Below are 19,633 nucleotides of genomic sequence, written 5' to 3' on the forward strand. Positions count from 1 at the left end.
ATGAGGAGGAATTTCAACAATTTATTTTATAAGACTTAGCTCCACTGAGCCTAAAGATTTCTCGTCGTTGATACTTCTCTCTATCGAAATGACAATTCAAACAAAATAGAACCTAGTAGCTTTCTTAAAGAGGTTTCGACTACGCTCAACCTAACTGTATCAACATAAAAAAAGCCATTCAAATATGAATGGCTTTTTTTTACCTATAAAGGTTATAGTTTTACTCCTCTTCTTTTGGAGCTTCTCCTTTATCTTTTAAGGTATCGTACATAATTGGTGTTGCAATAAATACAGATGAATATGTACCTACAATTACACCTACTATTAATGCAAATAATAAACCTCGTAATGAATCTGCACCAAATATAAACATCGCTAATAACACTACTAAGGTTGTTAATGACGTATTTAATGTTCTACTTAAAGTACTATTAATTGCCGAGTTAATATTTGAACCACCTTTAAATCCTGCTCTTTCTGCAATAACCTCTCTAATCCTATCAAATACAACCACTGTATCATTAAGCGAGTAACCAATTACAGTTAAAATTGCTGCTATAAAAGCTTGATCGATTTCCATACTAAATGGCATGAACTTATATAGTAACGAGAAAATACCTAGTACAATAATCACATCATGGAATACAGCTACAACTGCACCAGTTGAGAATTGCCACCTTTTAAAACGGAATAAAATGTATAAGAATACCACAACTAAAGATCCTAAAACAGCCCAAAATGATTCCTTTTTGATATCATCGGCAATTGTTGGACTTACTTTACTTGACAATACTTTTCCTACGCCATTAGTAGCTTCAGAGAATTCAGTATATGTAATATTTGCTGGTAAGTAAGATTTCAACCCATCAAACAACATGGTTTGTACTTCTTCATCAGCTTCAGCTGAATTTTCATTTACTTTATACTTTGTCGAAATTTTTAATTGATTTGCTGCACCAATCGTTTTCACCTCAGCACTTCCGAAGACAGCATTCAAGTCTTTAGCCACATCTTCAGAACTGACAGCTTGATCAAAACGCACTTGATAAGTTCTTCCTCCAACAAAATCGATACCTTGATCTAACTTGTTAGTAAACAACGATGCTAAACTCACTAAGATTAAAATACCAGAAACTACATAAGCCACTTTACGCTTCGCAATAAATTTGATATTCATGTTCTTGAATAAGCCCTTTGTAATTGATGTAGAGAAATCTAATTGCTTTCCTTTGTTTACATACCAATCTACTAACAAACGTGTAATAAAAATAGCTGTAAACAAAGAGGTAACAATACCAATAAGTAAAGTTGTTGCAAATCCTTTAATTGGTCCAGTACCAAATACAAATAAGATTAAGGCTGTTAAACCTGTTGTAATGTTGGCATCTAAAATAGAAGACAATGCATTAGCAAAACCATCTTTAACCGCTTCTTTCATGGCTTTACCTTTGCTTAATTCTTCACGAACACGCTCAAAGATAAGTACGTTAGCATCTACAGACATACCAATTGTTAATACGATACCTGCTAAACCAGGAAGTGTTAATACAGCTCCTAAACCAGAAAGCACACCAAAGATTAATAAGATATTTAACAATAATGCGATATCTGCAAAAATACCAGCTTTACCATAATACAATACCATCCAAATTAATACTAATGTTAATGCAATTAAGAATGATTTTGTACCACTCTCAATAGCTTCTTTTCCTAATGAAGGTCCAACTTGATCCGCTTGAACAATATCTGCTGAAGCTGGTAACTTACCTGCTCTTAACACGTTAGCTAAATCTATCGCTTCATTTACTGTGAAGTTTCCTGAGATTTCTGTATTTCCACCTGAAATTGCTCCATTAGATGCTGTCGGTGCAGAATATACTATATCATCTAAAACAATGGCAATTTGAGATTTATTAGTAAATGCTCTACCTGTAATTTCTTCCCATTTTTTAGCACCTTTAGCATTCATCTGCATGGTAACAGATGGTTTATTTGTATTGCTATACGATTGACGAGCATCTGTAATTACAGCTCCACTTAATTCTGGCTCGTTATCTCTATTTCCTTTTAAAGTATATAAATCTACATACTCAACACCAGTTTCTTCATCAGTAGTTGGCAATCCAAAAGCGAATTTAATGTTTCTTGCATCAGCAGGAAGATTAGCTCGTACTTGAGGCATATCAAGATATGATTGAAACTTTTCTTTATCTTCAAGTTTAATTCCTATCATTCCACCAGAACGTGGTGGTCCAACTAAATCAAATAATGGATTTACTTGATCTACAGCAGTTGAATCTGTAGACGTTTCACCTAGCAAATCATCTACAGTACTATCTTCTGTTGACGTAGAATCTTGAGTTTTAACAGCTTCTTCTTTTTCTTCAACTCCTAATACCTTTTTAAGTGTCTCATTAGAGGCTGCAAAAAAGTTACCAAGTGTCTGACCATTATCTACATCCCAAAACTGTAATTGTGCAGTTGTAGTAATTAATTCTGTAGCACGTTTTACATCTTTAACTCCTGGAAGTTCAACTAATACACGACCTGTGTTTCCTAAACGTTGAATGTTTGGAGATGTAACACCAAACTGGTCAATACGTTTACGTAATACTTCAAAAGCAGAAACGATAGACTCATCAACTTTAGTTTCGATTTCTTTTTTCACTTCATCATCAGTCATGTTGATATTGATTACATCATCTAAACTTCTGTTAGCAAAAATATCTGGAGATGCTAATTTTTGATCACCTTTAATATCGTCCCAAGCTTGGTAAAATGATTCTAAGTAAGATTCTTGAGCATCTTTCTGAATTTCTTCAGCATCAGCTAATGCCTTATTAAAAGCTGGATCTTTACTATTATTTGCTAGACCTTTTAAAATGTCTTTTACAGAAATCTCTAAAATCACGTTCAATCCTCCTTTAAGGTCAAGACCAAGATTCATCGATTTCTCTTTAACGTCTTTAAATGTGAAGCTTCCGAAGACTTCTTGACTCGAGATAGAATCTAAGTAACGGACTTCTGCTTCGTTGATAGCTTCGCTATCTGTAAATTTACTTTCGGCATAGGTTTTTGCCTCTTTTTCAACTTGGTTCGCTTTAAACGTAAATGATAATTGATAAATACTTACCAATCCAAATAACAGCGCAAAAAGCTTAACTAATCCTTTGTTTTGCATTTCTTTAGTTTTTTATGTCAAATGTTTCCTTTTTTTCGGAAGCGCAAATATATACTTTACACTTAATCTGACAATTAATTTTTGGGTTTATATATAGTGTTTAGAATGCTTTTCGATGACTTACGAAAAGTATTCTTTAAAATGTAATTTGAAGTTCAATGGGAAGTTTTAGCGTTTAGCTAATACCATAAATCCCAAAAGCGTTAGGTCCTGCTCGAACCTCTGGGATTTTATGAGTAATGTGATCTATTGCTATTCCAATATGACTATGGAACCTATACGCAACATTAATTTTTAATTCGCAAACCGTATAATTTGAAGATTTCGAATTTGCATAAGTGTTTACATTAGATAGACGATCGTTGTCTGTCTTATGCTCAATACCAAGTTTACCTGATAACTGAAATGCATTTTCGTATCCATTCTGGATTTCATACACATCTAAGTTATAAGTAATATTATGTTTATCTGAAGGAAACTCAAAAGGAATACCTTGATCTATTTTAAGAGATTCCTCTTCGGAAAGTATTTTTTTAATACTTGCGACATCTGTATTACTGAAATAGCTTATTTTTAGATAACCTTCTTCAAAATCTGCCACAGAAATATTATGAACACCAATAGCATGCAACTGTTCTTTTATAACAGTTATCGTATGCTGAGCTTCATTTGAAGTAACTGTTTTATCTGAAAATTGTAATACAATTTCCTGATTAGGTGTTTGGTTTTGTTCTTGCGATACAATACCACCTAGTACAGCTAAAATAATGACTAAAGCACTGATGTACCATTTTTTATTCATGCGCCAAATATATAAAAAAAATAAGGACTGTAAATTACAGTCCTTATTTGAGTATCATTCTATAAACTAAATTATTAGAATTCTAATAATCCGTTTGTTTTTTTAACACCTTCAGCGCTCTCTGCCATATGTGCTTTTTCTGCATCACTTAAAGGCACATCAACAATTTTTTCAATACCATTACGTCCTAATATTACAGGAACTCCAATACATAAATCGCTTAAACCATATTCGCCATCTAATAAGGCAGAACAAGGAAACATTTTCTTTTGGTCACAGGCAATAGCTTGTACCAATCCAGAAACTGCAGCTCCAGGTGCATACCAAGCAGATGTACCTAATAACTTCGTTAAAGTTGCTCCTCCAACTTTAGTATCTTCTTTAACCTGATTTAAACGCTCTTCTGAAATAAATTCAGAAACATTAATACTATTTCTAGTTGCATGAGATGTTAAAGGCACCATACCTTTATCACTATGACCTCCAATTACCATTCCGTCGATATCAGAAATTGGAGCATCTAAAGCTTCAGCTAATCTATACTTGAAACGAGCAGAATCTAGAGCTCCTCCCATTCCTATGATTTTATGTTTAGGTAAATCAGTAGTTTTATGAACCAAATACGTCATGGTATCCATAGGATTACTCACAACAATAAGGATTGTGTTTGGAGAATGCTCTACCAAACTAGCAGAAACCGATTTTACAATCCCAGCATTGATACCAATTAGTTCTTCACGTGTCATTCCAGGTTTTCTTGGAATACCTGATGTGATGACACAAATATCACTATTTGCTGTTTTAGAATAATCGTTAGTGCTTCCTGTAATTTTTGTATCAAATCCGTTTAAAGAAGCACATTGCATTAAATCCATTGCTTTACCTTCAGCATAGCCTTCTTTAATATCTAAAATGACTACTTCTGAAGCGAAGTTTTTAATCGCAATATACTCTGCACAACTTGCGCCTACTGCTCCTGCTCCAACTACTGTTACTTTCATGTTTTTATATTTTTTATTTGTGTTGTTAATTTCGACTGCAAAATTACAACTTTTTGAGGTTTAAAAGAAAAAAGCGCAAGATTAAATCTCACGCTTTTAAGGACTTATTTTATTTATAAAAATCTATCTAAAACTAAAGGCAATTCCTGCCGAAGCTGTATTATACTCTTGTAAGGTATAGTCTGCAAAAATCTTGAAAAAACCTAAGTTCAATCTTGTACCAATTGTTGCTCTCATGCCATTAGCATCAAAATCTAAACTTATAGGATCGCTAATAGATTCATCAACTGTTCTAATAACATTACCATTATCATCTTCAATATCGTAAGTTAAGGTATAATCGCCTTTCATTTTTACAGTAGATTTTCCGTTATTATAACCTACACTTCCGTAAAGCGTGATAATTTTAAAATCTAATGAAGCAATCGCTTGAATCGTCCAAGTGTTCATTTTAAATTCGGCCTCACCATTATATACCGCAACTTCATCATCAGGCTCCTCATCTTCAACATCATAAGTCACTTTCATATTTGTAAAAGCTGCTAAAATAGAAACATTTAAAGGTAACTTTTCTAAAGGTCCAAAATGCTGCATTAAGTCATGCTGTAAACCCATTCCAAAAATATTTGCTTCTACACTATCATCAAAGTTTGAGTTTGGTAATAGCCTAAGTTTGATATCTGTTTTAAAAGGTAATCCAAATCCTAATTGAACCATTGGAGTTGGGACTGCATTTATTGGCAGATCATCAGTAATACCTCCAGGCATATCAAAACTCGCAACTTTAAACTCGTCATTATCAATTGGAATTCTAATATTAATTTCTGTTTCTGAATCATTTTCACTCATAACCGTATTTAATTTGGTTTCTCCATTTGGTAATGCTAAAAACGTGTAGTCACTTGGAATAAAAGCAAACATTTGCTCTTTACTAGGTACAAAAGAAGCATTTACATTAATAGTAACATCAAAGCCAAACTTTTTATGAGTTTTAGCAGTTGTATACCAACCTCCATTCATACCATACATTAAACCCTTTACTGCTGGATTTAAATAATTTTCTGTAAGCAAGCTAGCATCATCGGCTGCTAATAAAATTGTTTCTAACTCTTGTGCTTGGGTTTGTTGTATTGAAAATAATAGCGCAAAAGCTACGATAAACTTTTTCATAATCTACAAATTAAAGTTTAGGTAAATGTAGTAAAAAAATTGATGATTATGTATTTTATCGATAAAAAACGTATTTAATCGATATGTCATGCTTGTTTAAAATAAAAAAGCCGCTACATAAATGTAACGGCTTTTTATATAAAATTATTTTTTTGCTATGCATCAATATTAGCATAAATCGCATTCTTTTCAATAAACTCTCGACGTGGTGGTACTTCGTCTCCCATTAACATTGAGAAAATACGATCGGCTTCACCTCCATTATCAATTTGTACCAAACGCATGGTTCTAAATTCAGGATTCATTGTGGTATCCCAAAGCTGCTCTGCATTCATTTCACCAAGACCTTTATATCGCTGAATTTTTGAATTTTCACCAAATTCTGCTACAATCTCATCTCGTTCTTTATCAGACCATGCATATTGCTTTTTCGCTCCCTTTTTTACTAAGTATAAAGGAGGTGTTGCAATATAGATGTGTCCATTTTCAATGAGTTCTTTCATATATCTGAAGAAGAATGTTAAAATTAATGTTGCAATATGACTACCATCAATATCGGCATCACACATAATGACTATTTTGTGATAACGTAATTTAGATAAGTTTAAAGCTTTACTATCTTCTTCAGTACCAATAGTAACACCTAAAGCGGTAAAAATATTTTTGATTTCTTCGTTCTCAAACACTTTGTGCTGCATCGCTTTTTCAACGTTGAGTATTTTTCCACGAAGTGGTAGAATAGCTTGAAATGCTCTATCTCGACCTTGCTTTGCAGTTCCACCTGCCGAATCTCCCTCAACTAAGAATACTTCACATTTTGCAGGATCTTGTTCAGAACAATCACTTAATTTACCAGGCAATCCACCAATACTCATAACGGTTTTACGTTGAACCATATCACGAGCTTTTTGAGCAGCATGACGCGCTTGAGCAGCAAGGATTACTTTTTGAACAATGGTTTTGGCATCATCTGGATGCTCTTCCAAATAATCGGTTAACATTTCAGAAACAGCTTGACTCACAGATGCAGATACTTCTCTGTTACCTAACTTTGTTTTTGTTTGTCCTTCAAACTGTGGTTCGGCAACTTTTACAGAAATAATCGCTGTTAATCCTTCACGAAAATCATCACCAGCAATGTCAAACTTAAGCTTATCTAGCATTCCTGAAGTATCGGCATACTTCTTTAATGTATGTGTTAAACCTCTTCTAAAACCAGATAAGTGTGTTCCACCTTCATGCGTATTAATATTATTTACATACGAGTGTAAATTTTCAGCATAAGATGTATTATAAATCATAGCAACCTCAACAGGTACTCCATTTTTTTCACCTTCAAATGAAATTACATCTTTCATTAAAGGTTCTCTGTTTCCGTCTAAGAATTTAATAAACTCTTTAAGACCTTCTTCAGAATGAAATGTTTCACCTTCAAATTCGCCTTCTTCATTTTTATGTCTTTTATCAATTAAGTGAACTGTAATTCCTTTATTTAAATAGGCTAGTTCTCTCAAACGACTTGCTAAAGTGTCATAATTGTATTCTAAAGTTTGGGTAAATATTGTTGGGTCAGGTTTAAAGGTTACAATTGTTCCTGTTTTATCTGAATCTCCAACTGTTTTTACTGGATACAATGTTTTTCCTCTTTCGTATTCTTGCTCCCAAATTTTACCTTCTCTATGTACAGTGGCTTTTAAGTGTTCTGACAAAGCGTTCACACAACTTACACCAACACCATGCAAACCACCAGATACTTTGTACGAATCTTTATCGAACTTTCCACCTGCTCCAATTTTAGTCATTACAACTTCAAGTGCAGAAACACCTTCCTTTTTATGCAAACCTACTGGAATACCACGACCATCATCTTCGGTAGTGATAGAGTTATCTTCGTTAATGGTAACTGTAATATTATCGCAATGTCCTGCTAAAGCTTCATCGATAGAGTTATCGACAACTTCATATACTAAGTGATGCAGACCACGTACACCAACATCACCAATATACATTGATGGACGCATACGAACGTGTTCCATTCCTTCAAGTGCTTGAATACTATCTGCTGAATACTGTTTTTTATTTTCTTCGCTCATGTTTTGAGTTTAAATGTTTAAAGTTTATTAGTTAAAAGCTGTTTGACCAACCTTTCTAACATAAAAAAAGACGCTATTAAGCATCCTTTTGAACATAAACAAAGATACGAATTTAAGAGGCTTTTTAAAAGCTTTTTATGGATTGAATGCAATAATTATCAACATTTGTTAATTACTCAAAAGTGTCTTAAATCGCTTAAAAAGTTGTTTAAACTAAATTTTGAATGTTTTTTTAAACGCAGTCTGAGGGCAAAACAGCTAAAAACGCTTAAATCGGCTTATTTAAGGTTTGAAATAGTTGAATTTAGAAGCTTTATTCTTGTGATTTGTCACATCAACACAAAAACATAAAGCAACGGTTAAAAAATTTCAAAATGGAATGTCTCAACAGTCCTCGAATTAGTTAACTTGTACAATTTAGAACACACGTGAGAAATCTTTTTTAATGAGATTCTTCCATTTCGGTCTGAAGCACATAAATTTAGTTTCAAAACTAAATAGATTATGTATAAGCACTAAATCTTCCTAAACAAACTAACAATTGGTTTTTAATTATTTTCTATTTGCAAATACAGCTTTGTTTTTAACACGTCATTTAAATGTCACCTATCTGTTACCTTTAGTACTCACAAGGGTTTTGAGTGGTTTAAAACAAATATATTGCTTTGAATTTTAAACCACTAAAAAAAAGACCAATCTTAAGATTGGTCTTTAACTATTCTATACATACAGGTTTGAGCTATACTTTTGCATAAGCATCATCATGAACTTTGGCTACTGCTCTTCCCGAAGGATCATTCATGTTTTTAAAAGTTTCATCCCATTCTAAAGCTATTTGAGTGCTACAAGCGACACTTGCTTCTTGCGGAACGCATAAAGCAGCTGCATCACTTGGAAAATGTTCAGCAAAAATAGAACGATAGTAGAACTCTTCTTTATTAGTTGGTGTTTGTAAAGGAAACTTATATTTAGCGTTTTCCATTTGGTCATCAGTGACTTCTTTTTCAACTAATACTTTTAAAGTATCTATCCAACTATAACCAACACCATCACTAAATTGTTCTTTTTGTCTCCACGCTACAGATTCTGGCAACAAATCTTCAAAAGCTTTTCTCAATATCCATTTTTCCATAGCCTGTCTTGAGCGTGAGTCGAAAGGTTCTCCATTAATCATCTTATCTTTCGGGTTAATGCGCATAGCGACATCTATAAATTCCTTATCTAAAAAAGGCACACGACCTTCAATTCCCCATGCTGACAAACTCTTATTTGCTCTTAAGCAATCATACATATGAAGCTTATTCAGTTTTCTAACTGTTTCATCATGAAATTCTTTAGCATTTGGTGCTTTATGAAAATATAAATAACCTCCAAACAGTTCGTCTGCACCTTCACCAGATAATACCATTTTAATTCCCATAGATTTAATTACTCTTGCCATTAAATACATAGGAGTACTGGCTCTAATAGTAGTAATATCATAAGTTTCAAGATTATAAATAACATCTCTAATAGCATCTAATCCTTCTTGAATTGTAAACTTAATTTCGTGATGTACAGTACCAATATGGTCTGCAACTTTTCTAGCAGCAGCTAAGTCTGGTGAACTTTCTAAGCCTACAGAAAAACTATGCAGTTGTGGCCACCAAGCCTGTTCTTTATCGTTTGCTTCAATACGACGCTCAGCATATTTTTTTGCTATTGCAGAAGTGATTGAAGAATCTAATCCACCAGACAACAACACACCATAAGGCACGTCACTCATAAGCTGTCTATGTACAGCATCTTCGAGAGCTTGGCGCACTTCGGCAATTTCAGTCTGGTTGTCTTTTACAGCTTTATAGGCTTCCCAATCACGTTGATACCATTGTACCAATTCGCCATTTTTCATATAATGACCAGGAGGAAATAGTTCAATTTTGGTACACACACCTTCTAAGGCTTTCAATTCTGATGCAACAAAAAAAGTTCCATTTTCATCCCAACCAATATATAATGGAATAATTCCCATGTGATCGCGAGCAATAAAGTATTCATCCGTTTCAACATCATAAATTGCAAAACCAAAAATACCATTAAGCTCTTCAACAAAGTCAGTTCCTTTTTCTTTATAAAGTGCTAAAATCACCTCACAATCGCTTTCAGTTTGAAATTGATATGAAGGAAATTGACTTCTTAGTTCGCGATGGTTATATATTTCTCCATTAGCAGCTAAAATGAGTTGTTTATCGTCACTAAATAAAGGTTGCTTTCCTGAAGCTGGATCTACTATCGCTAATCTTTCATGAGCTAATATCGCTTTTTCATCACTATAAATTCCACTCCAATCTGGTCCTCGATGACGGATTTTTTTTGACATCTTTAGCACTTGAAGTCTTAAATCTTCAGATTTCTGTTTTAATTCAAACGCACATACAATTCCACACATAATTCAATTATTTTATAATTCATTAGTCAAATATGCTTCTAATATTAACTGATTCAAACTTTAATTTCAATATTAGTTATAATTCAATATTAAAACACTTCTTTTTAAAACAAAATGAAATACAAACTACAAAAAACATATTCGTAACTTTACAATCTTAAACTTGCTACATCACATGAAACTATTACAATTAATTTTGCTTTTGTTTTTTATCAATCTAAGTGCTCAACCTACTTGGCAACCAGCTCCTAATGCATTTTCAAATCCTAATGGACAACGCTTTGATGATGTTTTCTTTTTAAACGAAAATTTAGGTTGGGCTGCAAATGGATATTATGCAAGAATTTATAAAACTACTGATGGAGGTTTGACTTGGACTGAGCAACTTAATGAAAGTGATATTCCTGGTGGCTATTATTTTAGAAAGATTGAATTTTTAAATGAAAACATTGGTTTTATTGGCACACTAAACGGAACGTTTTTTAAAACTATAGATGGAGGTACTAATTGGACTGAAGTGACAAACATATCTCCTAATCCGAATGCCATTTGTGGCCTAGACGCTGTTGGAGCTTCAACTATTTATGGCTGTGGAGCTTATTTTAATCCAGCTTATATTATTAAATCTACTGATAGTGGAGATACTTGGACATTTATAGACATGTCTACTTATGCTAATGCTCTTGTTGAAGTGTTATTTTTAGACGAAAACACAGGATTTACTGCAGGTAGAAACACCAATGGTGGTACCATTTTAAAAACTACAGATGGAGGTGTTACATGGACCGAAATATACAATTCTAATATAAGTGGAGAATATGTATGGAAACTTCAAACACTTGAAGGCAATACTGATATCATGTTTGGAGCAGTTTCATCAGTTGGAGCAAATCCAGGATTACTTATAACCTCTAATGATGGCGGACAAACTTGGACGAGTTTTGATGCACCAGAAACAGATATTCAAGCGGTTGGTTTTATTACAGAAAACCATGGATGGATGGGAGGACATACAACGGGTTTTTACGAAACTTTAAATGGAGGACAAACATGGACGAATTTAAATGTTGGAAATAACTTAAATCGAATTTTTATCATCAACTCAACTTCGGCTTATGCTGCGGGAACCACAATTTACAAATACACTGAAGACACTTTAAGTACTGAAGATTTATCAAGAAATGATTATGAGCATTTAGACATCAAAATTCTTGGAAATCCTGTAGAACATTATTTAGAGTTTACCATTAATTTTGAAAGCGATGAAAACATCCTAATTGAATTATATGACATCAACGGAAAATTCATCAAACAATTATCTCGAGACATCATTTTACAACCAACTTTAAAAACTTATAAATTTAATGTTTCAGAATTAGCAGCTGGAACCTATTTTGTTGATTTTCACAACAACTCTGGACGTTCTTCAATAAAAATTGTGAAACGCTAAAACCTTATTAAGGAATATTCAAGTATTTATGGGTTTGCAATGACACTTTCCATTTTGGGTTTGTCATAACATAATCTACAATTTGAGGCACAACTTTATCACGCTTACTCCATTCAGGTTGTAAGTATAAAATACAATCTTCATTTACTTTAGCAGCTTGTTCTTCAGCAAATCTAAAATCGTCTTTGTTGTAAATAATACATTTTAATTCGTGTGCTTTATTGTAAACTTCTTCAGTTGGAAGCTTCATTTTTTTAGGAGATAAACAAATCCAATCCCAATCTCCAGTGAGTTTATACGCTCCAGAAGTTTCAATATGAGTTTGAACACCTTTAGCTTTTAGTTGTTCTGTAAGTGGTCCCATATCCCAAGTTAAAGGCTCTCCTCCTGTCACAACTATTGTATTGCTATACTTGACAGCATTCTCTACAATGCTTTTAGTTTCAGTAGGAGGATGTAATTCGGCTAGCCAGCTTTCTTTTACATCACACCAATGACACCCAACATCACAACCACCAATCCTTACAAAATAAGCAGCAGTACCTTTATGATAACCTTCACCTTGAATGGTATAAAATTCTTCCATTAAAGGCAATAGCAATCCTTTGTCTATCAATTCTTGTCGTTCACGTCTTGTCATAGCTTGCAAATGTATAAAATAGTCATCAGTATTCAGTAAGTAGCATACAGTAATTTTATGTTATGGTTTTTAGAGCTTTAAACAAAAGATTGAATGCTAAAGCTTACGGCTGAAAACTATTTCATACTTGATTAAAATTACACTATTTTTATGCAAATTTTGAATGATGAGTAGACGAGACGATTTTATAAAACAAATAACTGACGGAAATTCATGTAAAGGTGACTATTTAACCTTAGGATCTGCGATGTTGGATGGTGAAACCATGACAAATACGTACGTTAATGTACCTTTAAAAACCATGAATAGACATGGACTAATTGCTGGTGCAACAGGAACTGGAAAAACAAAAACATTACAAGTTTTAGCTGAAAACTTAAGTGAGAAAGGTGTTCCTGTATTGTTGATGGATATTAAAGGTGATTTAAGTGGTTTGGCACAACCAAGTCCTGGACACCCTAAAATTGATGAACGTCACGAAAAAATTGGCTTGCCTTTTGAGTCAAAATCATTTCCTGTTGAAGTACTTACCTTATCTGAACAAGATGGAGTGCGTTTACGTGCAACAGTTAGTGAATTTGGTCCAGTACTATTGTCTAGAATTTTAGATTTAACCGAAACACAATCTGGTGTTGTAGCCGTTATTTTTAAATATTGTGATGACAACAAACTGCCATTATTAGACCTTAAAGATTTTAAGAAAATCCTTCAGTATGCTACACAAGAAGGAAAAGCAGAATTTACTGAAGCTTATGGACGAATTTCTACAGCTTCAACTGGAGCTATCTTAAGAAAAGTTATAGAATTAGAACAACAAGGAGCCGATTTATTTTTTGGTGAAACTTCGTTTGAAGTTGACGATTTATTACGCATTGACAATGAAGGAAGAGGTTATATTAACATCATTAGATTAACAGATATTCAAGATCGACCGAAACTATTTTCAACCTTTATGTTGAGTCTATTAGCTGAAATCTATTCAACTTTTCCTGAGCAAGGTGATAGTGGTCGACCAGAACTTATCATGTTTATAGACGAAGCACATTTAATTTTTAACGAAGCTTCAAAAGCCTTATTGAATCAGATTGAAAGTATTGTTAAATTAATTCGAAGTAAAGGTGTAGGTTTATATTTTGTGACTCAAAATCCAACAGATGTACCTGAAGCCGTTTTAGGACAACTTGGTTTAAAAGTGCAGCATGCATTGAGAGCATTTACAGCTAAAGACAGAAAAGCCATCAAACTCACTGCACAAAATTATCCAGACACAGATTATTATGATACTGCAGAAGTATTAACTTCTTTAGGAATTGGTGAAGCTTTAGTTTCAGCTTTAAACGAAAAAGGAAAACCAACTCCTTTAGCTGCAACAATGATGCGTGCTCCTATGAGTAGAATGGATGTTTTAACCGAACATGAATTAGGTGCTCTTTTAGGAACATCTAAATTAGCTAAAAAATATAATGACGAAGTAGATCGTGAAAGCGCTTACGAAATGCTTACCAAAAAAATTGAAATTGCTGAAGCTGAAGAAGCAAAAGAAAAAGCACGCAAAGAAAAAGAGGCTATTAAAAAAGCTGAAACCAAAAGACGAACTCGACGTGCAAGTACTAGACAAAACCCTATAATAAAAGTATTAAGTAGTCCGACTGTAATAAGAAGTGTACTTGGTATCTTAACAAAGATGTTAAAATAATTAATTCCCTATTTTTAAAATTTATGAATAAATTCCTAGTTTCAGTAGTACTTATAGCATTACTAATTGTAAGCTGTACTAAAGACAAAAAACAAGATCCTTTTCAAATTAACAAACAACACATTGGTTTATTAACCGATTCAACTCAAGTTAAAGATTTAAAATTAGCGTTTCCTTCAGATTCTATTGTAAAAAATATTACAGGAGACGAATTTACTGGTAACAGTAACGATATTGAAATTTATGACACTTCAGGAAAACAACTGTTAACGCTAACGCCTTCTCAGTCGTTAGATTCGACTGCTGTAATTACAAGCATTCATATTTTAGATTCTCGTTATAAAACTGATAAAAATATATCTACACTCAGCACATTTGCAGATATAAAAAACAACTATAAAATTTCAGGAATTTCAACATTAATTAACTCAATAGTTGTTTCGGTAAATGAAATTAATGCAACATTTACTATTGATAAAAAAGAGCTGCCAGCCAATTTACAATACAATATGGATTTAAAAATTGAAGCAGTTCAAATACCAGATAATGCGAAAATTAAATATTTCATGTTATATTGGTAGTCGATTTGTGGTTCTTAGCATACTACAAATCTGAAAATTATAACTTATAATGAAACCATACACTGTACAACGATCCCCATTTATTGTACCTACAACTGACGGAAAAGTCATAAAAGAACATTTCGGACTTGCAACCGATGGTAATTCTAATTTAAGCATCGCACATATGGTTGCTCCACCTGGTTGGAGTGAGCCCTTTCAAACCCCTCAATTTGATGAATACACTTTTATTATTAAAGGTAAAAAACAATTCATTATTGAGGATGAAACCATAGTCTTAACTGAAGGTGAATCTATTAAAATAGAAAAAAACACTAGAGTTCAATACTCTAATCCATTTTCAGACGTTTGTGAATATATTGCTATTTGCAAACCTGCTTTTTCAATGGAATTAGTTAACAGAGAGGACTAAAATGAAATATATAATCGCAAAAATTATTGGTGCTTTTATCAATTTCATTAGTCTATTTTCCTCTCGATTAGCTGCAAGATTAGCTATAAGGTTATTTTCTTCTCCTAAACGAAAACGATTAAAAGAAACTGAAAAAGATTTTTTAGAAACCGCCTTTATTGAAGATGTGCAATACGAAGACATTAGTATTATGACCTATCGCTGGTTAGGTAAAAAAGATACTATTTTACTAGCACATGGCTGGGAAAGTAATTCCTTTAGATGGAAAGATTTAATTATCAAACTTTCGGCATTAGATTATAATATAATTGCACTTGATGCACCAGCACATGGTCGATCAAGCGGCAAATTATTTAATGCAGTAATCTACTCAGAATGCATTAACGTTGTGGCAAAAAAGTTTAATGCTAATATTATAATAGGTCACTCTGTTGGTGGTATGGCAACGACATTTTTTCAGCATAAATATCAACTGCCTTCAATTGAAAAAATAGTTTTACTTGGTGCTCCTTCAAATTTTGTAGATGTTTTTGGTAGATATATCAATATGATGGGTTATAATACTCGTGTTTCAAAAACTATAAACACCATAGTTTACGAACGTTTTAATAATAAACCAGAGTATTTTAATGCAGCTAGATTTTCAGAAAGTTTTACTGCAGAAGGACTTTTAATTCACGATAAATTTGACACTATTATTCCTTATAGCGATGCCGAAGATTTTAAAAACTTCTACAAAAATTCTAAACTTATAACTACCGAAGGTTATGGTCATGGTTTAAAATCTAAAGTGGTAGACGACCATATTTTGGCATTTGTAAGTCATTAGTTTATTGTATTTTTGAATATGCCTGAAGAATTAAAAAGAATTAATAAATTTCTTAGCGAAGCTGGATATTGCTCACGTCGTGAAGCAGACAAACTTATTGATGCTGGACGCGTGACGATTAACGGAGTTGTTCCAGAAATGGGAACAAAAATAGGACCAAATGATGAAGTCCATGTTGATGGAACTTTGATAAAAAACACCAAAAATAATTTTGTGTATTTAGCATTCAACAAACCTGTAGGTATTGTTTGCACTACAGATACTCGTGTTGAAAAAGATAATATTATAGATTTTATTAATTATCCGAAACGTATTTTTCCTATTGGTCGTTTAGATAAACCTAGTGAAGGACTTATTCTTTTAACTGATGATGGAGATATTGTAAATAAAATTCTTCGTGCCAGTAATAATCATGAAAAAGAATATATTGTAACGGTTGACAAACCCATTTCCCAAACCTTTATTACTCGAATGTCTGGAGGCATTTATCTTGAAGACTTAAAACAAACTACAAAAAAATGCAAGGTTGAAAAGCTCAATAAGTTTACATTTAAAATTGTACTAACTCAAGGATTGAATCGTCAAATTAGACGCATGTGCGATTATTTAAATTATGAGGTTATAACATTAAAAAGAGTAAGAATCATGAATATTGTTTTAGATGTTCCTATTGGTCAATATCGCGAACTTTCTCCACATGAGTTTAAACAATTAAGCGATTTACTTGAACATTCTCAAAAAGTTCATCAATCAAATTCAAAAAAGAGCTAACAGAATTGCTATCACTTTTGAAGCACTTCAGCAATTGCATTATATAAAAAGGGTTTCAAATGGAATGGATGTGAAAATGGGTTGATACTACTAAAATGTGTATCCAACTTTGGAAATAGAATCTACTCAAAACAACGATTAAACAATCACCTTATAAAAAAACAACACCTCTAAACTTTTACAGTTTAAAGGCATTGAAAGCGCTATAAATCAATTGTTTTTGGTTGGTTATTTATCTAATACAACTTTTTTAATTTTTGTACCATCTTTAGTGGTCACTTTTAAATAATACACTTGACTAGCCAAACCAGTAAGGTTAATATCAATTTTATTATCTCGTATTTTACTAAATGTTTGATTAATCATTCTAGTTCCTACCAAATCAAATAGTTCTACTACAACACCTTTATCTGTTAATTTATTAAGTGTAATTGTTAGACTTCCTTTTGTTGGATTTGGATACATTTCAAAATCAAATTCAGAGTTTCTAAAGACATTATTATAAAAGTCCTGTTTTGTACACGTTGACTTTAATTTAAAATCACATACTGTAATACAACCATTTGCATCTGTAACTTCAACAATAAAAGTAGCACTACCTAATCCTGGCATAAAAGTCATTGTTTCTTGATCACCACCAGATTGAATTTCCCACATTCCGTAATACCCTAACTTATCCATTGACCATGAGTAGGTATATGGTCCAGTTCCTCCTACATGATTTACAGTTAAAGTATTATTAATTCTATCGTTACATCTAATTTCATTGCCTTCATATAATTTTCCAACTCTACACATAAACATATCTGGCTGTCCAATAACCACTAACCTAGCATCTATACATGGATTTTGAGATCTTTCTGATATTTTAACATCTGAAGCATTTCTAGATAACAGATTACTATTCAATCTCGCTTCAACTACATATGTACCAGGCGCAAAAAACTCTTGTCCACTTAAATCTGAACCCACTCCATTACGTTTAATAGTATAGTAAGCACCTTCACTTAAACTTTCAATAGTAATTGTGCCATCATCAGCTCCATAACAAGTAGCATCAGTAGAGCTCACTTGAACATCAACAAGAGCTGGTTCAACTATAGTAATATCTTCTGAAATTATACAATCTTCATTATCATTCCCTTCAAAATACGCTACAACTGTATAAGTACCTGGAACATATAACGTATTTACATCATAAGGCGCTCCATTAACTGTAACTGTTGCTCCTTCAGTAACAAAATTAACAGTTATTGTACCATCATCAAGCCCAAAACATGAAACATCTGAATACTCTAAATCGAGTTCTATACAAATACAATTTGGAGAGATTACATTGACAGAGTTGGTACAATTAACATCATTAGAAACTGTTGTCGTTGTTGTAACTACAATATCATTATCTATTGGAATATCTATAATAGACCAAGAACCTCCTCCATTATCAACTGGAGTTCCTAAACTACTAGAAACAGCACCTTCAGAAACTTGAACATTCACTGAATAAGTTCCGTAGTTTTCATCACAAACAGGTTCACTAGCTGAAATCTCTAAAAGTAATTCTTCAACTGTTACTGTTGCTGTTGCATCAGGACAAGGTTCAGTTCCTTGAACAGTATAAGTGTAAATACCTGCTCCTTCTAGTTCTGGACTCCATGTTCCTCCTTCATTAGGATTTCCTTCTAAAGCTTCAAATAATTCTTCGGCTGTAATCGTTCCGTTTTCACAAATTGTAAGCATCCCATTTGCTCCTGCATCAACAGGCTCTCGTCCTTCAATACTAAAAGTAGAACTGCAACTTACTCCATTTGGATGACAACGATCTGTTGCTGTATATTCAAACAATAAATTAATATTAGTGTCACAAATATAATCTGGTAAGCTTGGGAATGTATCTAAATTATCTGATGCATTACATCCACCATTCATTGTGAATCCTAGCTTCCATGCATCGTAAGCATCTTGAATCTCTTCCTCTGTTGATGATGAATCTAAACTTACTCCTGTCGGACAACTCACCTCTAATGCTGATGATGGTGTAATCGTGAAACTTGCTGTATCACTACCATTCTCACATAAATCTGTCACATTATAAGTTACATTTACTGTTCCACCAGCACATAAATCTGGTGCACTGTAAGCACTCGCTAATTGACCCGAAGCATCACAACCTCCTGTAAATCCAAACTTATCTAGAAACGCTTGGAAGACTAAATCTAATTCGCCTTGAGAAGCGTAATCACATGAGTCATAAATCTCATCCTCTACATCTGTGACTTCCAATGTAGATTCAAAAGCCTTAACTGTAAAACTACATGTTGTTACTGATGTTTCTCCACAATCATCTATTGCTTTTACATCTACTGATATTACTTGATCCACACTTCCACATTGTATTGGTGCTTGTAAAGCTGACACATCTGTAGAATATTCTACCTCTGCATTACATCCTCCTGTGGCACTAAAATTTGAAAGCACTGCTGACTTCCATAAATCAAATGCGGATGATATCTCTGCATTTGTTGAACAGCCTTCAACTTCATTATTCGTTGGACATGATCCTATTAATAATAATTCAT

At 33.1% G+C, this 19,633-nt stretch carries 14 protein-coding genes; 6 read left to right on the forward strand and 8 right to left on the reverse strand.

The annotated features are described in order from the left end of the window. Positions 1-220 precede the first annotated feature (220 nt). From secDF to asnB, 6 genes are all read right to left on the reverse strand, one after another. Positions 221-3,181 (reverse strand): protein translocase subunit SecDF, encoded by a 2,961-nt coding sequence (secDF, locus tag ACP15M_RS14010; protein WP_425077824.1) that lies wholly within the window; start codon positions 3,179-3,181, stop codon positions 221-223. A gap of 175 nt (positions 3,182-3,356) precedes the next feature. Continuing rightward, entirely contained in the window at positions 3,357-3,983 is a 627-nt protein-coding gene (locus ACP15M_RS14015) for a hypothetical protein (protein ID WP_425077825.1), read from the reverse strand. Positions 3,984-4,057: 74 nt separating this feature from the next. Continuing rightward, on the reverse strand, positions 4,058-4,984 hold the full coding sequence (gene mdh / locus ACP15M_RS14020; RefSeq protein WP_425077826.1) for a malate dehydrogenase: 927 nt from the start codon (positions 4,982-4,984) through the stop codon (positions 4,058-4,060). A 123-nt stretch (positions 4,985-5,107) separates the two neighbouring features. Further along, positions 5,108-6,154, reverse strand: a complete 1,047-nt coding sequence (locus ACP15M_RS14025) for a DUF6588 family protein (RefSeq protein WP_425077827.1) — start codon at positions 6,152-6,154, stop codon at positions 5,108-5,110. 155 nt (positions 6,155-6,309) lie between these two features. Next, complete coding sequence (gene gyrB / locus ACP15M_RS14030) at positions 6,310-8,247, reverse strand: DNA topoisomerase (ATP-hydrolyzing) subunit B (RefSeq protein ID WP_425077828.1); 1,938 nt, start codon at positions 8,245-8,247, stop codon at positions 6,310-6,312. Positions 8,248-8,986: 739 nt separating this feature from the next. After that, positions 8,987-10,675: an asparagine synthase B gene (gene asnB / locus ACP15M_RS14035; RefSeq protein ID WP_425077829.1), complete on the reverse strand. Its 1,689-nt coding sequence runs from the start codon at positions 10,673-10,675 to the stop codon at positions 8,987-8,989. Positions 10,676-10,850: 175 nt separating this feature from the next. On the opposite strand from asnB, the gene ACP15M_RS14040 reads away from it, so the two are divergent. Continuing rightward, positions 10,851-12,125, forward strand: coding sequence for a YCF48-related protein (locus ACP15M_RS14040; RefSeq protein ID WP_425077830.1), 1,275 nt, complete (start codon positions 10,851-10,853; stop codon positions 12,123-12,125). Between the two features lie 7 nt (positions 12,126-12,132). Here ACP15M_RS14040 and ACP15M_RS14045 read toward each other — a convergent pair whose 3' ends face one another. Next, positions 12,133-12,765 (reverse strand): 7-carboxy-7-deazaguanine synthase QueE, encoded by a 633-nt coding sequence (locus tag ACP15M_RS14045; protein ID WP_425077831.1) that lies wholly within the window; start codon positions 12,763-12,765, stop codon positions 12,133-12,135. 166 nt (positions 12,766-12,931) lie between these two features. Between ACP15M_RS14045 and ACP15M_RS14050 the strand changes: the two genes are divergently transcribed. Genes ACP15M_RS14050 through ACP15M_RS14070 form a run of 5 tightly spaced genes read left to right on the forward strand, consistent with a single transcriptional unit; the run spans position 12,932 to position 17,054 of the window. Then, positions 12,932-14,461: a helicase HerA-like domain-containing protein gene (locus tag ACP15M_RS14050; RefSeq protein WP_425077837.1), complete on the forward strand. Its 1,530-nt coding sequence runs from the start codon at positions 12,932-12,934 to the stop codon at positions 14,459-14,461. Positions 14,462-14,484: 23 nt separating this feature from the next. Next, positions 14,485-15,042, forward strand: a complete 558-nt coding sequence (locus ACP15M_RS14055) for a hypothetical protein (RefSeq protein WP_425077832.1) — start codon at positions 14,485-14,487, stop codon at positions 15,040-15,042. A 49-nt stretch (positions 15,043-15,091) separates the two neighbouring features. Then, positions 15,092-15,454 carry a cupin domain-containing protein gene (locus ACP15M_RS14060; protein ID WP_425077833.1) on the forward strand — a complete coding sequence of 121 codons (363 nt, stop codon included), beginning with the start codon at positions 15,092-15,094 and terminating at the stop codon, positions 15,452-15,454. Position 15,455: 1 nt separating this feature from the next. Beyond that, positions 15,456-16,283, forward strand: coding sequence for an alpha/beta hydrolase (locus ACP15M_RS14065; RefSeq protein WP_425077834.1), 828 nt, complete (start codon positions 15,456-15,458; stop codon positions 16,281-16,283). An 18-nt stretch (positions 16,284-16,301) separates the two neighbouring features. Further along, positions 16,302-17,054 (forward strand): pseudouridine synthase, encoded by a 753-nt coding sequence (locus tag ACP15M_RS14070; RefSeq protein WP_425077835.1) that lies wholly within the window; start codon positions 16,302-16,304, stop codon positions 17,052-17,054. 228 nt (positions 17,055-17,282) lie between these two features. Here the strand turns inward: ACP15M_RS14070 and ACP15M_RS14075 are convergent. Further along, positions 17,283-19,633 (reverse strand): T9SS type A sorting domain-containing protein (locus ACP15M_RS14075; protein WP_425077836.1); only part of this gene is annotated, 2,351 nt, incomplete at its 5' end.

This window comes from Psychroserpens sp. S379A (assembly GCF_049800755.1).
Classification (GTDB): Bacteria; Bacteroidota; Bacteroidia; order Flavobacteriales; family Flavobacteriaceae; genus Psychroserpens.

What these genes read in the sequence shown, in the direction of transcription:
- secDF (WP_425077824.1), bottom strand. Translation starts at nt 3,181, where the DNA reads ATGCAAAACAAAGGATTAGTTAAGCTTTTTGCGCTGTTATTTGGATTG.
- ACP15M_RS14015 (WP_425077825.1), bottom strand. Translation starts at nt 3,983, where the DNA reads ATGAATAAAAAATGGTACATCAGTGCTTTAGTCATTATTTTAGCTGTA.
- mdh (WP_425077826.1), bottom strand. Translation starts at nt 4,984, where the DNA reads ATGAAAGTAACAGTAGTTGGAGCAGGAGCAGTAGGCGCAAGTTGTGCA.
- ACP15M_RS14025 (WP_425077827.1), bottom strand. Translation starts at nt 6,154, where the DNA reads ATGAAAAAGTTTATCGTAGCTTTTGCGCTATTATTTTCAATACAACAA.
- gyrB (WP_425077828.1), bottom strand. Translation starts at nt 8,247, where the DNA reads ATGAGCGAAGAAAATAAAAAACAGTATTCAGCAGATAGTATTCAAGCA.
- asnB (WP_425077829.1), bottom strand. Translation starts at nt 10,675, where the DNA reads ATGTGTGGAATTGTATGTGCGTTTGAATTAAAACAGAAATCTGAAGAT.
- ACP15M_RS14040 (WP_425077830.1), top strand. Translation starts at nt 10,851, where the DNA reads ATGAAACTATTACAATTAATTTTGCTTTTGTTTTTTATCAATCTAAGT.
- ACP15M_RS14045 (WP_425077831.1), bottom strand. Translation starts at nt 12,765, where the DNA reads ATGACAAGACGTGAACGACAAGAATTGATAGACAAAGGATTGCTATTG.
- ACP15M_RS14050 (WP_425077837.1), top strand. Translation starts at nt 12,932, where the DNA reads ATGAGTAGACGAGACGATTTTATAAAACAAATAACTGACGGAAATTCA.
- ACP15M_RS14055 (WP_425077832.1), top strand. Translation starts at nt 14,485, where the DNA reads ATGAATAAATTCCTAGTTTCAGTAGTACTTATAGCATTACTAATTGTA.
- ACP15M_RS14060 (WP_425077833.1), top strand. Translation starts at nt 15,092, where the DNA reads ATGAAACCATACACTGTACAACGATCCCCATTTATTGTACCTACAACT.
- ACP15M_RS14065 (WP_425077834.1), top strand. Translation starts at nt 15,456, where the DNA reads ATGAAATATATAATCGCAAAAATTATTGGTGCTTTTATCAATTTCATT.
- ACP15M_RS14070 (WP_425077835.1), top strand. Translation starts at nt 16,302, where the DNA reads ATGCCTGAAGAATTAAAAAGAATTAATAAATTTCTTAGCGAAGCTGGA.